Source organism: Variovorax sp. GW821-FHT09B05, assembly GCF_059418265.1.
Genome location: NZ_JBWKPN010000032.1, coordinates 1 through 21,002 on the forward strand (window position 1 = coordinate 1; position 21,002 = coordinate 21,002).

11 protein-coding genes are annotated in these 21,002 nt (G+C 71.8%); 7 read left to right on the plus strand and 4 right to left on the minus strand.

The annotated features are described in order from the left end of the window. From AC07RM_RS40465 to AC07RM_RS40495, 7 genes are all read left to right on the plus strand, one after another. A partial coding sequence (locus AC07RM_RS40465; protein ID WP_495338069.1) for a response regulator occupies window positions 1-1,281 on the plus strand: 1,281 nt, incomplete at its 5' end. Window positions 1,282-1,334: 53 nt separating this feature from the next. Then, window positions 1,335-2,201 carry a CheR family methyltransferase gene (locus AC07RM_RS40470; protein WP_281078289.1) on the plus strand — a complete coding sequence of 289 codons (867 nt, stop codon included), beginning with the start codon at window positions 1,335-1,337 and terminating at the stop codon, window positions 2,199-2,201. After that, window positions 2,198-2,803: a chemotaxis protein CheB gene (locus AC07RM_RS40475; RefSeq protein WP_208511741.1), complete on the plus strand. Its 606-nt coding sequence runs from the start codon at window positions 2,198-2,200 to the stop codon at window positions 2,801-2,803. The genes AC07RM_RS40470 and AC07RM_RS40475 overlap by 4 nt, the downstream gene beginning before the upstream one ends. Then, on the plus strand, window positions 2,793-4,016 hold the full coding sequence (locus tag AC07RM_RS40480) for a hybrid sensor histidine kinase/response regulator (protein WP_495338070.1): 1,224 nt from the start codon (window positions 2,793-2,795) through the stop codon (window positions 4,014-4,016). The genes AC07RM_RS40475 and AC07RM_RS40480 overlap by 11 nt, the downstream gene beginning before the upstream one ends. A 101-nt stretch (window positions 4,017-4,117) precedes the next feature. Further along, window positions 4,118-4,486 (plus strand): response regulator, encoded by a 369-nt coding sequence (locus AC07RM_RS40485; RefSeq protein WP_495338071.1) that lies wholly within the window; start codon window positions 4,118-4,120, stop codon window positions 4,484-4,486. Between the two features lie 31 nt (window positions 4,487-4,517). Continuing rightward, window positions 4,518-5,606 carry a S41 family peptidase gene (locus tag AC07RM_RS40490; protein WP_495338072.1) on the plus strand — a complete coding sequence of 363 codons (1,089 nt, stop codon included), beginning with the start codon at window positions 4,518-4,520 and terminating at the stop codon, window positions 5,604-5,606. Continuing rightward, complete coding sequence (locus AC07RM_RS40495) at window positions 5,603-6,175, plus strand: hypothetical protein (protein ID WP_495338073.1); 573 nt, start codon at window positions 5,603-5,605, stop codon at window positions 6,173-6,175. Before AC07RM_RS40490 ends, AC07RM_RS40495 begins: the two co-directional genes overlap by 4 nt. A gap of 22 nt (window positions 6,176-6,197) precedes the next feature. On the opposite strand, the gene AC07RM_RS40500 is transcribed toward AC07RM_RS40495, so the two are convergent. From AC07RM_RS40500 to AC07RM_RS40515, 4 genes are all read right to left on the minus strand, one after another. Then, window positions 6,198-6,671 carry an energy transducer TonB gene (locus tag AC07RM_RS40500; protein ID WP_296799654.1) on the minus strand — a complete coding sequence of 158 codons (474 nt, stop codon included), beginning with the start codon at window positions 6,669-6,671 and terminating at the stop codon, window positions 6,198-6,200. 47 nt (window positions 6,672-6,718) lie between these two features. Beyond that, the gene (locus tag AC07RM_RS40505; protein ID WP_093341888.1) at window positions 6,719-7,453 is read right to left on the minus strand and encodes a S1 family peptidase; all 735 of its coding nucleotides are present in this window, start codon (window positions 7,451-7,453) and stop codon (window positions 6,719-6,721) included. Between the two features lie 98 nt (window positions 7,454-7,551). After that, window positions 7,552-20,076, minus strand: coding sequence for a filamentous hemagglutinin family protein (locus tag AC07RM_RS40510; protein WP_495338074.1), 12,525 nt, complete (start codon window positions 20,074-20,076; stop codon window positions 7,552-7,554). 146 nt (window positions 20,077-20,222) lie between these two features. Then, window positions 20,223-21,002, minus strand: a 780-nt coding sequence (locus tag AC07RM_RS40515; protein WP_495338075.1) for a FecR family protein, incomplete at its 5' end; no start/stop codon positions are given.

Below are 21,002 nucleotides of genomic sequence, written 5' to 3' on the forward strand. Positions count from 1 at the left end.
CCGGTGCCCGCCGTGCCCCCGGCCCCGGCCGCGCCGGCCCCCGTGGTGCCCGCGCCGCAGTTCGCCGACGACCGCGCGCTGCCGCGCGACCTGCAGGTGCGGCGCGTGCTCGTGATCGAGGACGAGCCGCAGTTCGCCCACATCCTCTACGACCTGGCGCACGAGCTCGGCTACCGCTGCCTGGTCGCGCACGGCGCGGCCGACGGCTTCGCGCTGGCCAGCGAGTTCGTGCCCGACGCGATCCTGCTCGACATGCGGCTGCCCGACAGCACCGGCCTGGACGTGCTGCAGCGCCTGAAGGACTCGCCGCTCACGCGCCACATCCCGATCCACGTGGTCTCGGCCGCCGACAACGCCGAGGCCGCGCTGCACATGGGCGCGATCGGCTATGCGCGCAAGCCCGCCACGCGCGACGAGCTCACGCGCGTGTTCGCGCGGCTGGAGGAGAAGCTCACGCAGAAGGTCAAGACGGTGCTGCTGGTGGAGGACGACGACCTGCAGCGCCGCAGCGTGATCCAGCTGATCGGCGACGACGACATCGAGATCGTCGACGTGGCCTCGGGCGAGGAGGCGCTGGAGCTGCTGCGCAGCCGCATCTTCGACTGCATGATCACCGACCTGAAGCTGCCCGACATGCAGGGCAGCGAGCTGCTCAAGCGCATGGCCTCGGAGGACATCGTCTCGTTCCCGCCCGTGATCGTCTACACCGGGCGCAACCTCACGCGCGAGGAGGAGGCCGAGTTGCACCGCTACTCGCGCTCGATCATCATCAAGGGCGCGCGCTCGCCCGAGCGGCTGCTCGACGAGGTGACCCTGTTCCTGCACAAGGTCGAGGCCGAGCTCTCGAGCGAGCGCCAGGGCATGCTCAAGGCCGCGCGCGGACGCGACCGGATCTTCGAGGGTCGCACGGTGCTGCTGGTGGACGACGACGTGCGCAACATCTTCGCGCTCACGAGTGCGCTCGAGCAGCGCGGCGCGAAGGTCGAGATCGGCCGCAACGGCCGCGAGGCCCTCGAGCAGCTCGACCGCGTGAAGGAGATCGACCTCGTGCTGATGGACGTCATGATGCCGGAGATGGATGGCCTGGAAGCCACGCGCCACCTGCGCGCCGATCCGCGCTTCGCCAAGCTGCCGGTGATCGCCATCACCGCCAAGGCCATGAAGGACGACCGCGAGCAATGCCTGGCCGCGGGCGCCAGCGACTACCTCGCCAAGCCGGTGGACCTCGATCGCCTGTTCTCGCTGCTGCGCGTGTGGATGCCGAAGATGGAGCGCCTGTGACCGGATCGCCGCCGCCCTCGCCGCCCGAACGGCCGTCGACCGGCCGCCCGGTCCTGCCCGCCTCGCCCGCCGTGCCGGGCGCGATCGCCGCGCCACCGCAGCCGCTGAGCGACACCGAGATCGAGCTGCGCCTGCTGATGGAGGCGATCTACCTCAAGTACAGCTACGACTTCCGGGACTACACGCTGGCCTCGCAGAAGCGCCGCGTGCTGCATGCGCTCACGCAGCTCGGATTGCCCTCGATCTCGGCGCTGCAGGACCGGGTGCTGCGCGACGCCGCGCTGTTCGGGCGCCTGCTGCAGTTCCTCACCGTCCCGGTCAGCGAGATGTTCCGCGACCCGGCCTACTTCCTGGGCCTGCGCCGGCACGTGGTGCCGCTGCTGCACACCTATTCGTCGGTCAAGGTCTGGGTGGCGGGCTGCAGCACCGGCGAGGAGGTGTTCTCGCTCGCCATCCTGCTGCGCGAGGAAGGCCTGCTCGAGCGCACGCAGATCTATGCCACCGACATCAACCCGGCCTCGCTCGAGAAGGCGCGCCAGGGCATCTTTCCGCTCGAGGCGATCCGCGGCTACACCGCCAACTACCAGCGCGCGGGCGGGCTGCGCGCGTTCTCCGACTACTACACCGCGGCCTACGACGCCGCGCGCTTCGACCCCTCGCTGTGCGCCGACACCATCTTTGCCGACCACAGCCTGGCCACCGACAGCGTGTTCGCCGAGACCCAGCTCGTGTCCTGCCGCAACGTGCTGATCTATTTCAACCGCGAGCTGCAGGACCGCGCGCTCGGCCTGTTCCACGAGTCGCTGAGCCACCGCGGCTTCCTTGGCCTGGGCGCCAAGGAGAGCATCGACTTCTCGGCCTACGCCGAGCGCTTCGAGCCGCTGGCGCGCCCCGAGCGCATCTACAGGAAGGCCACGTGAGACAGGCGCTGCCCTCCCACCTGCGCCGCCGCGTAGAGGCGGTGGTCATCGGCGCCTCCGCGGGCGGCATCGACGCGCTGCTCGCCCTGCTGATCGGCCTGCCCCTGGTCAGCCGCATCCCCAAGGTGGTGGTGCTGCACCTGCCCGAGGGGCACGACAGCCGGCTGGCCGAAGTGTTCGGCGAGCGCGTCGCGATGCCGGTGCGCGAGGCGGCGGACAAGATGCCGCTGGTTCCCGGCACGCTCTATTTCGCGCCGCCCGGCTACCACCTGTCGATCGAGCGCGATCGCTGTTTCTCGCTGAGCTGCGAGCCGCCCGTGCTGTTCTCGCGCCCCTCGATCGACGTGCTGATGGCCTCCGCGGCCGACGTCTACGGCGCCGGCCTCGCCGGCGTGTTGCTCACCGGTGCCAACGACGATGGCGCCGAGGGCATGGACCGCATTCACCGTGCCGGCGGGCTGACCGCCGTGCAGGACCCCCAAGAAGCCCTGGTTTCCGTCATGCCCAACGCCGCCATTGCGCGCCATTCGCCCGACTTCGTGCTGCCACTGCGCGATCTCCACACCCTGCTGATGCACCTGGAGACCGCTCATGGAAATTGACGTCGAAAGCAAGCTGCTGATCGTCGACGACCTGCCCGAGAACCTGGTGGCGCTCGAGGCGCTGATCCGCGCGCCCGGGCGGCCCGTGTTCCGTGCCCAGTCGGCCGAGGAGGCGCTGACGCTGCTGCTCGAGCACGAGTTCGCGCTCGCCATCGTCGACGTGCAGATGCCCGGCATGAACGGCTTCGAGCTGGCCGAGATGATGCGCGGCACCGAGCGTACGCGGCACATCCCGCTGATCTTCGTGAGCGCCGCCGGGCGCGAGCGCAACTACGCCTTCCAGGGCTACGAGAGTGGTGCCGTCGACTTCCTGCACAAGCCGCTCGATCCGCATGCCGTGATCAGCAAGGTCAATGTGTTCGTCGACCTGCACCGCCACCGCAAGGCGCTGCGCCACGAGATGGAACTGCTGGCCCACGCGCACCGCAAGCAGGAGGAGCTGGTGGTGCAGCTGCAGGTCACGCAGCGCGAGCTCGAGCGCGCGGTGCGCATGCGCGACGACTTCATGTCGATGGTCTCGCACGAGCTGCGCACGCCGCTCAACACCCTCTACCTCGAGGCCCAGTTGCGCCAGCTGCACGTGTCCAAGGGCAACCTCGCGGCCTTCACGGCCGACCGCCTGCCCGCGATGATCGAGCGCGACCAGCGGCAGATCCGCAACATGGTGCGGCTGATCGACGACATGCTCGACGTCACGCGCATGCGCAAGGACGCGCTCTCGATCCAGCCCAAGCCGACCGATCTCGCGCAGCTCGCGCGCGCCGTGGTCGAGAACCTGCGCCAGCAGGCCGAGGCCGCCGGCTCCGAGATCTCGCTGCAGGCGCCGGCCGAGCTGCCGGGCGTGTGGGACGAGTTCCGCATCGAGCAGGTGCTGACCAACCTGCTGACCAATGCGCTGCGCTATGGCGGCGGCCGGCCGGTCTCGATGGCGGTGGAACAGGTGGGCACCGGCGAGGACGGCTTCGCGCGCGTCAGCGTGCGCGACCGCGGCATCGGCATCGCGGCCGAGGACCAGGCGCGCATCTTCGAGCAGTTCGAGCGCACCGAGCACAGCCGCAAGCATGCGGCCGGGCTCGGCCTGGGCCTGTACATCACGCGCCAGATCGTCGACCTGCACGGCGGGCGCATCGGCGTCGAGAGCGCGCCGGGCGAGGGATCGACCTTCAGCGTCGAGCTGCCGCTGGCCGCGCCGCGCGGATCGGCACAACCGTAGGCTTGCTCCTACCCCACGCACGGCGCGGTGCCGGGACAATGTTCCATTCCGGACATTTTCAGAAAACCAAAGGCCGCAAAGGCCACCAAGGACCGACCGCCGTGAACGTGCTGATCGTCGACGACAACGAAGCCGCAGCCGACCTGCTGCAGGAACTGCTGACCCTGCAGGACCACACCGCCCGCTGCACCTACACCGGCCAGCAGGCGCTGGACGCCGCCGCCGCCGAAAGCTTCGATGCCGCGCTGATCGACCTCACCTTGCCGGACATCCCCGGCACCCAGGTCGCGCGCCGGCTGCGCGAGACCGAGGCGCAGGGCGCGCCCAAGCTGCTGATCGCGATCTCGGGCTTCTCGGCCGCCGATGCCGGCGCCGCGGGCGGTCCCGATGGGCGCAAGCTGTTCGACCACCATCTGCAGAAGCCGATCGACATCGGCGTGCTCGAGGACATCCTCGCGGCCGCGGGCTGAGGCCTTTTTCCGCTGCCTTAGCATCGCGGCCATGCGCCGCTTTCTTCCCTCCGCCCTCCTCGCCCTTGCGCTGAGCGCGCTGGCCGCATCGGCCACCGCGCAGTCCCCCGACACCGTCCCCATCGCGCCCGCCGAGCGAGACCGCGTCGTGGCCCGCACCGCCGAACTGGTGCAGGCCCATTACGTGCTGCCCGCGCCGGCCGACGCCATCGCGGCCCACCTGCGCGCGCGGCTGCGCGACGGGGCCTATGCGGGCATCGAGACAGCCGACGCGCTGCGCGCGCAGCTCGAGCAGGACCTGCAGTCGGTGAACCAGGACAAGCACCTGCTCGTGGGCTTCAGCCGCGAGCCGCTGCCGAAGCCGGCCGATCCGAAGGCCGCCGCGGCGTCGCAAGCACAGCTGGCGCGGCAGTACGTGCGCCACAACCACTGCTTCTACAAGGCCGAGCGCATGGCCGGCAACGTCGGCTACATCGACCTGCGCTGTTTCGACAAGCCCGAGGCCTTGGCGAAGACCGCCGCGGCCGTCTTCGATTTCCTCGCCCACACCGATGCCCTGATCGTCGACCTGCGCCAGAACGGCGGCGGCTGGCCCGCGGGCGTGGCCCAGGTCAGCAGCCATCTGCTCGAAGGCAAGGTGCACCTCAACGACGTGCTGCATCGCGAAGGCCACCGCGTGGAGTCGCACTGGACCCGCGCCAGGCTGCGCGGCCCTCGCTACCTGAACCGGCCGGTCTATGTGCTGACCAGCAGCCAGACCTTCTCGGGTGGCGAGGAGTTCGCGTACAACCTGCAGGCGCTGAAGCGCGCCCGCATCGTCGGCGAACGCACCAAGGGCGGCGCCCATCCCTCCAGGAACCATCGGTTGAACGATCACTTCGAGGTCACGATCCCCTTCGCGCGCTCGATCAACCCGATCACGCGCACCAACTGGGAAGGCACGGGCGTCGTGCCCGATCTGCCAGCCGGCGCGGACGAGGCGCTGGGCGTGGCCCACCTGGCGGCGCTCGAGGAGCTGGTCGGCAAGGACAGCGATCCCGCGACCGTGGGCGATGTGAGCGCGGCGATCGAGGCGGCGAAGGCCGCGGTGAAACGCGGAACCACCGGCGCACGGCCATGACCCCTTCCGAGAAACTGCCGGAGCTCTACGTCGCGGCCGACGTCGAGGCGGATGGCCCGATTCCCGGCCCGTACAGCATGATCTCGCTGGGACTGGCCGTGGTGGGCAGGCCCGACCTGAATTTCTACACCGAGCTGAAGCCGATCTCGGAGGACTTCGATCCGCGCGCCCTCGCCGTTTCGGGCCTCGATCGCGACCGGCTGATCGCACAGGCCCCAACGGCCGAAGCAGCGATGCGCGCGGCCGAAACCTGGGTCCATTCGCTGCGGCGCATCGGCCGCCCCGTGTTCCTGGCCGGCCCCGCCGTCTGGGACGGCATGTTCATCCACTGGTACTTCATCCGGTTCCTCGGCAAGAGCCCGTTCGGCAACACGGGCTCGGGCATCGACCTGCGAAGCTACTGGATGGGACTCAAGGGCATCGAGTGGGTCGAGAGCCGCAAGGGCAAGATCAAGTTCGAGCTCGACCTCAAGGACCTGCCGCATACCCACCATGCCGGCGAGGACGCCGCGGAACTGGCGCGCGTCTTCGAGGCGATCCTTCAGAGCAGGGCCAAGCCCGGCGCTTGAACCCGCAGGCGCCTCGCGCCGCTCAACTCGCCGTCAGCACCTTCAACGTCAGCTGCAACACCATCGGCTGCCGCATGTCCCGCGGCGGCGGCTCCGACAGCGGCTGCGCGGTCAGCAACTGGCGCAGGTCGGCATCGGCCTGCGCATTGCCCAGCGAATCGAAGGCCACGCGCTCGGGCCGGCCGTCGGGTGCGACCCACACGCGCACGATCAGCGGCGGCGGCGGCAGGGTGCGGCCCTCTTCCAGCAGGCGCTGCTGCATCCAGGCATGCAGGCGCTGCACGGTCTCGTCGGCCGGGTCGCTGAGGCGGCCCTGGAACTGGTTGCCGGCCAGCTCGGCATAGCTGATCCAGTGCTGCGGCACCGGTGCGCGCGCCGAGGGCGCGGGCTGGGCCTGCACGGGCATGTGCACGGCGGCCAGGCCCAGGCCGGCGAGGCCGAGCGCGCGGAACAGGCTGGCCCAGGGCCGCGGCGCGGCGGCGGAATGACGGTGCAAGGGGAACATGCGTTCTTTCGGGGAAAGTTCTGGAAATCGGTGCCGGCTCAGCCGCACAGCACGCCGACCGACAGCGTGGCGGCGCGCGCGGCCGGCGACTGCTGGGGGCCGAGCTGCGGGGTGTCGCTCTCGCTGTAGGCCACGCCGTTGTCGCGCAGGAAATGCTTGATGCGCGCGGCGGTCTCGGCGCGCACGCGCGTGGAGCCCGCGGCCGCGCCGCTGCCCGACAGGCTGGGCAGCCGGCTCAGCGTGCCGCCGCTGGCGCCGGGCGCGGCCGCGATGCGCTCCACCACCACGCCCAGCAGCAAGCCGCCGGCGTCGAGCACCGCGCTGCCGCTGGCGCCGGGCTTGGCGCCCGACAGCAGCTGCAGGCCCTCGGCGCCCGGCACGGTCAGCGCGTTGCCGAGCACGGCCGAGCGGTCGGCCATGCGTTGCAGCGGACCGTGGGCCTCGGAGAACACCGAGATCGTCGCGGCGGGCAGCACCTCGCTGCGCGGGAAGGTCGCGCCCAGGTAGGGCTTGATGTCGCTGTGCAGCACGGCGATGTCGAGGTCGGCCAGCGGGCTCGTCACGCGCACCGTGGCTTCGGCCACGCGGCCGTCCTTGAGCACGAACAGCGAGCGGCAGCCGGTCACGGCATGGCGCGCGGTCAGCACGTCGCCGGCTTCGTTGAGGAACACGCCGCTGGCGTTGCCTTCGAGCCCGCGCGCGGGCTGTTCATCGGCCGCTTGGGCGGCCGGCCACGCCAGCACGGCAGCGGCCGCGCAGGCGACAGCCGCCATGCGGCGTGCAAAGCGTAGGGAAGTCATCGCCATAGAGACGGATGAGCGGGCCGCCGAATGCGCTTTGTCATGCAAGTTTCACGAAACTCTTCCCGCGCCTAGCGGCCGCGCGCGCCGGCGCCGCCGAGTTCGGCCAGCCGCGCGCGTTCGGCCGGCGTGAGCTTCGCGAGCTGCGCGGCGTCGAGCGCGCCCTGCCCCAGCATCTGGAACGGACTGGCCGGGTCGTAGCGCACGCTGCGCTGCGCGGGTGCCGCCGGCGCGCCCGTGGCACCGCCGGACGGTGCCGGCGCGGGCGCCGGTGCCTCGTCGCCGAAGCCCAGCACGCGCACGGTGAACACCGAGGGCAAAGCCTGGCGTGCGCTCGCGCGTTCGCGCTGCATCACGTCCTGCGCCGCCATCGTGGCCTGCGCGGCCGCGGCACTCGCATTCGTGAGCGCGCCGACGTTGACCGAGGCCACCACCGGCAACCCGGCCGACTCGCCCTTGACCTGGATGTTGGCCGCGTTGACCACCTGCAGCGCCGCGAGGTTCACGTTGCCCGACACGCGAATCCCAGCCTCGCCCGCGTCGATCGTGCCCAGGGGCGCGATCAGGTCCACGTCGCCCGGCGGCACCTCGGGAATCGGATCGAGCGTCGCGATGCCCGCGCCCGTGCTCGGCACGTTCGGCGACAGCTTCACGTTGCCCAGCGCGTCGTACTCGCGCTTGGGCGGCGTGTAGACCAGCGTGGTCTTCGAACCGCGCCCGGCATTGATGTCGCCCGTGGCCGACCAGCCGAGGATGTCGCCGCCGAAGGTGGTCATGATGCGCGACAGGCCCAGCAGGATGCTGCCCTGGCTGTAGATGTCGATGCTGCCCTCGCCCTGGGTGATGAGGCCCGCGGGACTCACGCTTCCCACGCTCGCCGGGGTCACGCCCTCCACGCCGACGATGGTGCTGCCGCCGGGCGTCAGGGTCTGGATGTCGCCGCCCACCACGGTGCGGATGCCGGCGTTGCCGTTGCTGCCCTGGTAGAGCGTGAGGCCGCTCGCGCGCGCGATCGGCTGCCCGTTCGCGTCGCGTTCGGGGAACAGCGCCGCGATCGCGTTGCGCCCGCGCAGGTAGCTGCCGTAGCGCTTGCTGTCGGGGTCGTTGTACTCGCGCCCGCCGGCCGTGAGCTCGGCATAGAACACCGCGCGCACGAACACGCGCTGCTGCTCGGGCGGCAGCGCCTGGAAATGCGCCAGCGCATCGGCCGGCGACGAAGCGACGTAGCCGAAGCGCTCGCGCAGCCATTGCGCGAGCTCGGCGTCGTAGGTCTTCACCACCTTGCCGGGCTGGTCGGCCAGCGCCGCCGAGGGGTCGATCGCGCGGGCCGGGTCCAGGTACTGCGCCGCGAAGCCCGCGAAGTCGCTCGCGCCCTGCCCGCGCGGGCCGACGCCCAGGCCCGCCTGCACCACGATGTCGGCACCGGGGCGCCGGTCGCCGAGCGCGATGGCGCCCAGGCTGGTCAGGCTGGCGCGGTTGCCCTGGTAGACCTGCCCGCCCGCCGACACCTCGAGCGTGCCGGGGCCGGCGATGCTGAAGTTGGTGTAGAGGATGTCGCCGCCGGCCGCGATCATCGAGATCTCGGCCGGGTCGCTCTGCACGATCAGGCCGCTGCTGTTGACGATGTCGCTGCCGGCCAGGATGCGCAGCGGCTTGGAGGCCAGGTAGGTCGGGATCGGCGCCTCGCCGTTGCCCAGGCTCACGTTCTGCAGGCTGCCGATCTGCACCGCCAGCACGTCGCCGTCGGCCGCATAGATGTGCGAGGCCACGCCGGTGCCGGCCATGCTGGCATCGCTCACGGTGTTGAGCCCGAAGTTGAACAGCGTGCCGCCCGTGCCGATGTGCGCGGGAATGTAGTCGGCGAAGCTGTTCTGGTACATCGCGTCCCACTCGTACTGCTGCAGCTTGCTGGCGTTCCAGTAGTTGGTGGCGGCCAGCGGGTTGCTGGGGACGTCGCGCAGCATGCGCCAGCCCGGGCGCAGCGGCGTGACCATGCTCGACAGCGCCGTGCCCAGCGGCCCGATCGGGTTGTGCCCGAAGGTGACGGAATTGGTCGCGTCGCCGCTCACGAGATCGCGCGCCAGCAGGTCCAGGTGGCCGACCGGCGACGGCATCATCTGGCCGGCACCGGGGCTCTCGGTCGCGTAGTAGATGCTGCCGCCGGCCGCCACCGCGCTCAGCGTGGCCGGCATGATGTTCGTGCTGCTGCTCACGTCCTGGATGTTGGTCACGGGATCCATGTTCGGCATGCCGAAGGGCGAGACGTTGCCGCCCGCGGAGAACAGGTCGAGCGCCGTGCGGTCGGTCCACAGCGTGAACCAGCTGGCGGTCGGGCCGCTGAGGCTGCCGTTGCTGGCCTGCGTCTCGACGCGCTCGCCCGCGCGGCCCGCATCCACCACCGCGCCGATCGCGAGGTCGCCCAGCGTCTCGATGCGCAGCACGCCGTCGCCCGGCGCGAAGTTCACGACGCCGTCGCGCTGCCCGCTGTAGGGCGTGTGCGGGTCGACCGCGCGCGGGTCCTGGCTGTTGGGCGTGGCGAAGTTCTTGAGCACCACGCTGCCCACGTCGGCGGCGGCCATGTGCGTGTCGCCGCGCAGGTTGGCATACAGGCCGGTGCGGATCTGCCCGCCGGCCGAGATGTCGAGATTGCCGCCGCCGGTCTGCGCCAGCACGCCGCCGTCGGCGACGCGGCCGGTGCTGCCCACCGCGACCAGCAGGCCGCGCGTGAAGGAGCCCGTGGTGCCGATGTTGCCGCCCGCGTGCACGCTGGCATTGCCGCCGCCGAGCGTGCCCATGCCGGCGAAACCGCCGAAGCCCAGCCGCGGCTGCGCGAGGGTCGGCCAGCCGTCGATGGCATAGCTGCCGAAGTTCAGGCCCCAGGCCGTGCGCTCGCCGATCTCGGCGCCGCCCTGGCGCCACAGCCACTCGCCGGTCGACAGGGTCTCCGGCTGCAGGTAGCCGAGGATGTCGCCCTGCGCCGAGAGCGTGAAGTCGCCGCCGTTCTCGGTGAACCACATGCGTTGCGCGGGCAGCGTGCGCTCGTAGTCCGCGTTGCCCGCGCCGAGCACGCTGCCGTCGGGCAGCCTGGCGCGTGGCGCGTTGTAGCCCGAGTCGTTGCCGGTGCCGGCCACCGAGGTGCCCGCGGTGTACACGCCGAACAGCGACTCCTGCCGGTAGCTGCCGCCGGCGTAGAGCTCGAGGTCGCCGGTGCCGGTGCGCACCACGCTCGGCGCCTGCACGGTGAACTGCGTGGTCGTGCCGGCCAGGTGCAGGTCGTCGAGCACCAGGTTGCCGCGGCCGGCCAGCTGCGCGGCACCCTGCAGCCGGCGCGTGTCGGCGGCGCCGAGGTCGGCGCCGCTCACCAGCCGGATCGAGGCCGACAGGCTGCCCGCGGCCAGCATCTGCGACGCGGCCCACATGCGGCCGGGCTCGGCGCGCGGGCCGCTGAGCAGGATGTCGGCGCCGCCCGGCGCGACCGCGGTCAGCACCGTGCCGGCCGCGACCGTGATGGTGCCGGCGAGGAAGCCGTTGTAGATGGTGTCGCCCGGTCCATAGGTGCCGTAGTCGTCGCTGATCGAGCCCGACACCACGACCGGGTAGTCGCCCGAGAAGATGCCGGGGAACACGTACCAGAAGTCGCCCCAGGTGGCGTTGAAGGGCACGCTGACCGTGACGTCCTTCGGCGCCGGCTGGTTGGTGAACAGCACCTGCAGGCGGGTCTGCCAGCCGTTGTCGTCGGGCGTGGCCGGCGGCGGCGCGAAGCCGTCGTTGATGCTGCCGTGGATGTTGAGGTCGCCGCCCGCGCGCAAGGCCAGCGACATCGGCTCGCCCGCGCCGTAGCGCGCAGAGGCCAGGTCGCGGTCGGCCTCGGGGCCGTAGCGGTAGCCCGACAGGTCGAGGTCGCCCTTGACCGTGAGGTTGCCCGTGGGCGTGCCGCTGGCAATCTCCACGCCGGGACGCAGATGGAAGGCCTCGCCATAGGCCGTGAGCCCGGCCATGCGCGCGCGCAGGTCGGCGTTGCCGCGCGCGGCGGTGTCGAAGGCGCGGCTGTCGCTGTCGATGCGGTCCAGGTAGTCCTGGTCGACGATCTGGCCGTTGGCGTCGTCGGGATCGGGCCGCGCGTTGGTGTAGCGCGCCACGCCGTTCAGCGCGATCGCCTGCGCGCCCTTGATGTCAAGCGGGCCCGCGGCCGCGATCGCGATGTCGCCGCCGGTGGCGTTGGCCGGCGCATCGGGACCGGTCGCGCTGGGGCCGGTGCTGCCCACGCGCGGCGCGTCGATGTCGAGATGGCCGCGCGCGATGCCGTCGGGCGAGCGCAGGTCCAGGGTCGCGCCTGGCTCGAGGCGCACCGTGCCGCCGGTGCTGCCCAGCGCGATCTTCGCGCGGTTCGACGCATCGATGGGCACGCCGTAGCTGTCGGTGACCAGCGTGGTGGCATGGGTGTCGAGCACCGCGCCGGCCGCCAGCGTGAGGTCGCCGCTGGCATTCAGCCGGATGCTGCCGGGCGTGGCGCCCGAGGCGTCGATGGTGCCGTTGACCGTGAGGCGGCCCGCGTCGGTGGCGATGCTCACCTGCCGCGCACGCACGCCGTCGCCCACGTTCAGGTCGCCCTGCTTCACGACGAAGCTGCGCGCGCCGAAGAAGGCGGCATCGTTGAGGTGCGCATTGAGCGCCGCGAAGTCGGCGTCGGAGATGGCGCGGGTCGTCAGGTCGAACTTGCCGTCGTCGAAGCCGGCGCCGCCGCCCGCGCCGAACAGCGCGCCGGCCAGCGTCACCGTGCCGGCTTTGGCGTCGAGCGTCAGCGACCCAGCGTCCTCGTGCGCGGCCGACACGTCGATGCGCGAGCCCGCGGCCTGCGCGATGCTGCCGCTGGTGCTCGTCAGCGTCGCGGCGCCGCCCCAGCTGTACTTGGTGATGTCGTAGAACTGCACGGCACGGCCCGACAGGTCGATGCGCGCGCCCTCGCCCAGCGCGATGTCGCCATCGGCCAGCAGCTCGAGCACGCCGCTGGGCAGCGCCACCGTGGTGGCCAGCGACACGCGCCGGCCCTGCAGGCTCAGCGAGGCGCCGAGTTCGGCGATGGCGGCGGTGTCTGGTGCGGCCGCGCCCGCGGGGGCCGAGACGTCGATGTCGCCGCCCGCCACATAGCGCATCGCCGAGCCGGCCTGCCCCGTGAGCAGCGGCGTCACGATCGACAGCGAGCCGCCCTGCAGCGTGCCGTCCGCGTCGCGCGAGCGCCCCACCAGCAGCGCGGCCTTGTTGTTGGCCGTGACGCGGTCGCTCGCCTGGATCTTCACCGCGCCGAAGCCCAGCGCCAGGCGCTCGAGCTCGGCCTGGCGCTGCGGCTGGCTCAGCGCGTCGTAGCCGAACTGCACCGTGCGCGCATCGATCACCAGCGTGCCGCTGCCCGTGCCCGGACCGCCGGGCTGCACCGCCACCGGGGCCGCGCCCGCGTACGGCGTGGTGGTGCCGTTGCCCGTGGCGATGCCGTTCCAGACGAAGTCGCGCGTGGCGATGCGTACCGTGTCGCCGTCGCCGCCCAGGCCGTAGAAGGCCGGCGTGTTGAACACCAGCTGCACCGGCGAGTCGCCGGTGTCCAGCGTCAGCGCGCCGTAGAAGTTGAAGGCGCCGCCGGCCGTGAGGCTCAGCCGCTCGAGCGCCGGCACGCCGGTGCTGGCCGAGGGGCGCAGCAGGCGGTCGAGCGTGCCCTGGGTCAGTTGCCAGCCCGGCTGCATGGCACCGGCGGCCTGCGCGGCCGCGAGGCTGGCGGCGGTGCCGATGTTGATCTGGTCCTGCGCCACCGTGAGGTAGCGCGCGCCCAGGTTCACGTCGCCCAGCGCCAGCCCTCCGGGCGCGGCGAAGGCGATGGTGCCTTCGCTGAGCACCGTGGCGCCGTCGCGCACCGTGATCCGGCCCGTGCCGAGCGCGGGCAGGAAATCCAGCCAGCCGTTGCTCACGGCGAACACCGCCGGCGAGTACGGGGCGCTCGACACGCCGGGTGCATTGGCATAGAGGAAGCCCAGGTCGGAATCGACGCCGGGCCGGCCCATGCCGCGCGTGTCTAGCACCGCGCCGCCCTCGACCTCTACCTGGTTGCCGATCAGGAAGATCTGGCCCGCGCGCAAGGTCGCGCCGCTGCGCACGTTCACCAGGCCCGCGCCCAGACCGTTCGAGAAGTACACGCGCGCGCTGTCGCCCGACGAATCCTGGCCGTTGAAGAAGGTGTAGATGCCGCCGATCGCCAGCGTGTCGGCGCGGAAGGCATTGAGCATGTCGGCCGACACCTCGATGGCGCCGGCCTTGGGCTGCGCGGTGCCGCCCACGATGTCGATGGGCTTGTCGCCCAGCAGGTTGACCTGGCCACGCAGGCCGCCCGGGGCGGCGTCCAGCAGCGCCCGGCCCTCGAACTGCAGCGGTGCCACCGCGTCGTTCTGGGCGAAGCTGAAGCGCAGCACCTTGCCGTCGACCGGCAGCAGCGGCCGCACGTTGCCGAACAGCGCCGCCTGCGCCTTCGCGAAGTCGGCGTAGCTGGTCTCGTTGTATTGCGAGAAGCGCCGCACCGTCTGGCCCGGCGTCACCAGCACCTGGCTCGGCAGGCTGTCGCGGATGCCGGTGCCGGCGATGCCCAGCGTGCCGGTGGTGGCCCACGAGCCGCTGCCATCCGCCAGCGCACCGGCGGCGGCCGTGCTGCCCGACAACGCCCCCATGCGCGCCCCCACCTCGACGCGGAAGGCGCCCGGCATCAGCGCATAGCTGGCGGGCAGCAGCGTGTAGGTGCCGGCGGGCAGGCCCGGCACCCCCGCGCCGACCGTGATCTGCCGGCCCACCGCCGGATCGCCGGCGCCCTTGTCGCGCACCACCGGCGCATAGGCCGAGGCGTAGCCGGGCACGATCGCATAGACCGCGCTGCCCTTCGCCGCGGGCGCATAGGCCGCGGGATTGGCATTCGCCAGCGCCGTCGTCAGCACGTCCACCGAGCCGCCGCGGCCGGTGATGAAGCCCGCGCCGCGCAGGTCGCCGCCGCCCGAGAGATCGAGCACCGAGCCCGGCTCGGCCACCACCGAGCCGCCGCCGATCGAGATGCCCTGTGCCAGCACGTAGGAATCGCTCGGCGAATTGGAATTGAGCCGCTGCGTGAAATTGCCGCCGAGGCTGAACAGCGTGCCGTCGGTGCCGCGGTAGGTCAGGCCGTCCTGCGTGCCGCCGTAGGGCATGGTCAGGCCCGCGGCGCTCACCGAGCTCAGGCTGCCGTCGCGCAGCACCAGCTTCATCCAGGGCAGCGCCTCGGGATTGGCGATGACGCTGTTCATCCAGGCCGGGCCGTAGAGCGAGCCGCCGATGTCGTTGAGCCCGATCGTGCCCAGCGGCGCGCGCACCACGCCGCCCTGGTCCAGCGTCGGGCCCATCAGCACCAGCTGGCCGAACACCGAATCGGGCACCGGCGCGGCGCGGCCGTTCGAGCGGATCACCAGGCTGCGCGCCTGGTCCCAGACATTGGAGGAATTCGGCAGGCTCGCCTGGCCCGCGATCACCACGCCGCGCTGCCCGCTCACCGGATAGAGCTGTGCCGCCTCGATCAGCAGGTCGCCGGTGACGATGAAGGCGGCATTGCCGAGCCGGATGTCGCCCTCGCTGCGCAGCGTGACGGCCGCGAAGCCGTCGGCCTCGACGGTGCGGCTGGCGCTCGAGCCGCTCGGCGTCACGGAACCGTCGCCGTAGCCGGCGACGACGCCCGACTGCATGCGGCCGTAGATGTCGATCAGGCCTGCATCGAGCGTCAGCGCGCTGTCGCCGTGCGCCGGGCGGCCCACGGCGCGGCCGCCGATGATGATGCCGGGGCTGAAATAGCCCGAGGCGCCATCCCAGTTGCCGCCATCGAGCCGGATGTAGGGCGCGGCCAGCCGCACCTTCGCATCGGGCGTGGCGTCGGCCACCGTCAGGAAGCCGTTGCGCAGGTTGAGGCTGCGGCCGAGCTGGAGGTCGATGTCGCCGTCGAACAGCAGCAGGTCGTGCGCCGACAGCGTCAGCGCATCGAAGCCGCCCGCGCTCACCCGGTCCGCCGACAGCACCGCCGCGCCGTACTTGAGGCCCGCATCGGCCTGGCCCGGCGCGAGGCCGTCGGCCAGGCCGCCGGGGCGGTAGTGCTGCGTCAGCGTGATGTCGTGCATCGTCTGCACGGCGTCGGAGAGGTTCTCCGCGCCCGCGAGGTAGCGCCGGTTGGCCATCTCCAAGGTCAGCGAGCCGCCGGCCGCGCCGGCGCCGCCCGCGCGCGCGACCAGCGTGCCGTCGATGACCATGCCGACGTACGAATGCAGACCGATGCTGCCGCCGGCACCGGCCAGCGCGAGCGGCCGCGCGGGCACGCCGGCGGCGCCGCCGGCCGAACCATCGACCTCGGCATAGGCGCCCGAGGCGTCGAGCACGGCACCCGGCCGGATCACGAGGAAGGAATCGGACAGGCCGAGCTCGATCGAGCCGCCGTCGGGCGCGACGCCATAGGCGCGGCCCTGCGCATCGCGCGCCACGTAGGCGCGCGCGGCCGCGTCGAGCACCGCGCTGTCGCCGATCCAGACCGAGCGCGTGGTCGAGGCCTGGTAGCTGAACTGCGAAGTCGGCTGCGAGGCGATCGAGATGGCGCCGCCCCAGGCGTCGAGCCGGCCGTCCACCGTCAACTGGCCGCCGTTGCTCCACAGCGTGATGGCCTGGCCCGGATCGACCGCGATGTGCGCGCCCGTGCCCACCGTCAGCGGCGCGAGCAGGCCCGGGCCGCCGATCCTCGAGCCCGCGTCGAACTCGATGCTCGCGCCGCCGCGCTGCGCGAGCCGGGCGTGCTGCGCATCCTCCTGGTAGAGCGGCGGCGTCCACACCGGCAGCGCGGCCGCGAGCCGGCTGCCGCCGGGCAACGCCTGCAAGCCGTCGACGTCGGTGCGCAGCACCGGCATGGCGACCTCGATGCGCGTGCCCGGCGCGATCGCGAGGCCGTCGCTCGCCGTCACCACGTAGTGCGAGAAGCCGGTCTGGAACAGCGTGGGCGACAGCGTGCCCGTGGGCGCCACGGCGACCGACCGCGCCAGCACCGCGCCGGCGGCGAGCGAGCTGCCGGCCGCCAGCGTGAACGGCATGTCGAGCACGCTGCCGGCGTTGTAGCGCACCAGCGTCGGCACGATCGGCAGCCCGTCCGGGAATACGTCGGCGGGAATGGTGACGCCGACCGGCAGGAAGAAGCCCTGGGTCACCGTGGTGCCCGCGGGCACGGTGCTGCCGATGCGATGGAGGACCCCATTCGAATCGAAGAGGTTGAACGGCACCACCCAGTCCGCCTCCAGCACCAGTGGCGCATTGCCCGGGATCCGGATCTCGACCTGCTGGCCCGTCACGGTGTAGCCGGCCGGTCGGCGGGTCAGCGTCACCGTGAGATCGATCGGCGCGATGTCGCCCGCGACCAGCTGGTAGTCCTGCAGCAGCCGCAGGTTGACCGGCGCGGCCTGCCCGGCCGCGAGCAGGCCGTCGGTGTCGAGCGCCTGGCCGCCGATGCCGACGGCGGTGCCCGAGCGCACGTCGAGCGTGCCGCCGCCGTTCACGCCGAAGGCGCGCAGCTCGCCGGCCAGCGTGAGCAGCGCGGTGGGGTCGGTCGCGGTCGAGTTGGCGTCGGTCACGTAGCCGGCCGCCAGCGTCACGTCGCCGCCATGGCCGCCGCGCAGGGCGCCGTTGCGCAGCAGCGCCGCGCCCGAGGACACGTCGATCGCCGCGCCCTGCGCCAGGGTCACGTCGCCGGTGCCGCGGATCGACACGCTGCCGCCGTCCACGTAGGGCAGGCCCGCGTCGTCGCGCGGATCGGCCAGCAGGTTGGTCCACAGGCCGCTCGCGTCGAGCGTGGCGCCCGCGGCCACGGTGGTCAGCGCACGCTGGCCCGCCGCGGGCGCCAGCGCGATGCTGATCGTGGTGCCCTGGCCGGCGACCGAGGGCAGCACGTTGCCCAGCGCGATCTGGCCGCCGCGCGCCACGAGATCGGCGTTGATCTCCACCTGTGGCGCATACAGCGCGATGCTGCCGCCCGGCACCACCGCGAGCGCCGCCTCCACTGTCAGGCTGCGCGTGCCGCCGGCCATCAGTTGCCCGAGCTTCCAGCCGTTGACGCGGTCGCTGTCGACATGCAGCACGTCCTCGAGCGCCTGCGGCAGCGGCCCGTCGGGCGCGATGCCGTCGCCCAGCGCCGGCTGCGCGGTGCCGAACACGACCTGGCCGAAGCTCGGCGTGAAGTTGTGGAACACGCCCTGCGGTCCGTTGGTCTTGTCGGCGTTGAACACGGTCGTGTAGTTGCCGAGGATCAGTTGCGCGGCGAGCGCCGCGGCGTCGTGCGACTGTGCATAGCCGTCGATGCCGCCATCGCGCTGGATCGTCTGGCGCGGGCCGCGGTAGACCGTCGTCGTCAGGTCGCCCTCGAGCACCGCCGCGCCGGTCGAGACGATCAACTGCCCCGCATCGCGCCCCACCGTGTAGCCGTTCTCGAGCCGCTGTTGCGGCCCGATCAGCGGGTTGTAGAAGAAGCCCGTGGTCTTGTCGCCCCAGCGCTTGTGCGCGTCTTCATAACCTTTGTAGAGGCCCGTGTACTGCACATCGGCGGGTGCGCTCGAGACTTCGTAGAGCCGGCCATCGGCCCCCTTGAGCCAGCTCTGTTTGATCATCCCGGTCTGCACGTCCAGCGTGCCGCCCGAGAGGTTGATGTTCGAGCCCGCCTGCGCGACCAGCTCGTTGCCCGCGAACACCACGCTGCCGCCCTGCGCGCCCCACTCGCCCACCGTGTGGCCCTGCAGGCCCAGGTAGCCGCCGACCTCGAGCAGGCCGCCCGGCGTGTACCAGCGCTCCTTGTCGTAGCCGCCCACGCCGGCCGCCACGCGCAACAGCTTGCGCCGGTCGATCCACACATTGCTGTTGTTGAGCAGCGTGGTGTCGCGGTTCAGCGGGGCGTCGCGCTGTTCGTTGCCCTGGATATTGATCTCGACGTTGTTCGAGGACATCGCGACCTGGACGCCGACCGCGCCCGAGACATCGAGCCGCGCGCCATTGGCCACCGTGCTGCGGCCATTGCTCGCGGCCACCGCGATCTGCCCGCCGGTGGCCAACGTGGTCGAGCCGCCCTCGAACACCACGCCACCGCCCGAGACGATCTCGATGCGCGACTGGTCGCGACGGTCATCGAGGCGTGCGAGATTGTCGAAGCCGCCCGAGGCCGCGGTGCGGCGCGCCAGGTCCTGCACGGCCGAATCGGCGATCAATGCATCGCGCTGGCTGTCGAGTGCGGTGCGGCCGTCCTGGTCGTCGAGCAGGATCGCATTGAGACCGCGTGAGGTGACGGTGACGCTGCCGAGCTTGTCGCTCGCCGAGTTCAACAGATGGATCGTGCCGCGCGTGTCGACCGTCGTCGTGGACACGGCCACGCCGTCCTGCACCACCTTGCGGCCCGCGAGCGTGATATCGCCTTCGGGCGCCTGCAGCAGGCCGGTGTTGGTGACCGCGCCCGCCGTGCTGTCGGCATTGAACTGCGGCGCGACCTCGTTGCCGCGCGTGGTCGCGTACTGGTTTCCCGTGGTGCTCTGGCCGGGCCGCACGATGAAGAAATCGCCCGCGGCCATCTGCACCTGGCCGCGTGGCGTGGTGATGGTGCCGGCGTTGCTGACCTCCTTGCCGAGCAGCAGCGCATAGCCACCGCCTTGCGTGACGGTCGTCGGCACCGCGGTGTTGATGCGCGCACCGGCCTGCACCTCGACCTTGCCATTGGCATCCGTGAAGCTCGGCGTGTAGGCCCCGCTTTCCTGCGCGCTGTAGATGCCGCGCGCCTTGAACTGGTCATCGCCGATTCTGGCGGCGGCCGCCACGAGGTTGCGCGTGTCAGTCTGGCTTGAGCCACTGAACACGATGCCGTTGCGGTTCGCGATCAGCACCGTGCCATCGGCCTTGATCTGGCCCTGGATCTGCGAGGGCCGCGCCTGCGGATCGTTGACGCGGTTGAGCACGGCCCAATCGGCCTGCTGCTTGAAATCGACCGTGGTGCGCTTGCCGACGTTGAAGGTCTCCCAGTTGAGGATCGCGCGGTCGCCGGTCTGTTGAATGGTCACCGTGGTGCGGCCATCGGTGCCTTGCGATTGCACCGGTGCCTGGGCATTGAGCCAGCCCGCGGTCAACGAATTGGTGTCGACGCGCAAACCACCATCGGCCAAGCCATCGGGCACCGACGAAGGATCATCCAACGCCGCTTGCCGTGCAGCGGCTTGCGCGGCCTGCTGCGCCGCGATGCTCTGCGCCGCAAGGTTCAGATTGCCGAGCGAACGCTGCAACTGCTCGCGCGCCTGCTGCTGTTGTGCGCTCGGCGTATTGAGCGAGGACACTGGCAAGCCATTCGGCAGCCGGCCCGTCGCAATCGCCTGATCCTGCGCGATGTTCTTCTGCGCCATCCAGGCGGCACTGAACGCGCGTTGCTGCGCATGCGCCGCGCCCGCCGCGCCGACCGCGATGACGACGGCAACGGCATGGGCCAGGGGTGCGAGGCGTCGCGGTCCGGTGCGGCGGCCAGGGCGTGCGGGGAACGCGGGCTTCACCGGGGCAGGATGGAGGGGCGGCATGACAGGAATCTTTCAGTGGCGTTTCGAATGGACAGGAAGCCATGCGATGGCTTTGCCCATAGACGAATGCCGACGTCCAAAGCTGTACACCTCGCCGCGCATCGGCGGCGAAGATTGCCGCCTCAGTGAAGGATCACGATGCCGCCCGGCAAGGCGGTGAGCTCGAGCCGGAACAGCCGCTGGATCTGCGCCAGCGCCTTGTCGAGGTCGTGGATGTGAAAGCGCCCGCTGACGGGCTTGCCCGCGAGCCCGCTGCCCAGCAGCATCACGCGGCCCGGCCGGTAGCGGTTGATCTCGTCGACCACCTGCGCGAGCGCGGTGCGCTGGAAGCGCAGCACGCCCTCGCGCCAGTCCGAACGCTCGCCGCCGCCCTCGATGCTGCGCACCGGCTGCGGCTGGCGGCCCTCGTACACCAGTTCCTGCGCGGCGCGCAGCGCGAGCGACTCGGCGCCGAGCGTCACGCGCACCTGGCCTTCGAGGCAGCGCACGCAGACGCTGCGCGCATCGGTGTGGCGCACCTCGAAGCGCGCGTCGACGGCCTCGATGCGCCCGAGCGCCGCGCTCACGGTGAAGGGCCGGCCGCGCCGCGTGGCGTCGACCGCGACCTCGCCGCCGATCAGCTCGATGCCGGCGGTCTCGCCCTGCGCGGCCTGCAGCGCGATGCTGCTGCGGGTGTTCATCTCGACCGTGAGGTCGGGCGCGAGCGCGAGGCTGCGCTGCTCGCCGGTGCCGGTACGGTAGTCGGCCTGCCAGCTCTCGGGCGCGGGCCACAGGCCCAGCGGCGGATGCATGACGACCACGCCGGCCGCGACCGCCGCGGTGGCGATGCCGGCACCGAGGAAGGCGCGGCGCGGCAGCGTGCGCACGGCCTGCGCCGCCGGCCGCGGCGCGGCGCGCAAGGC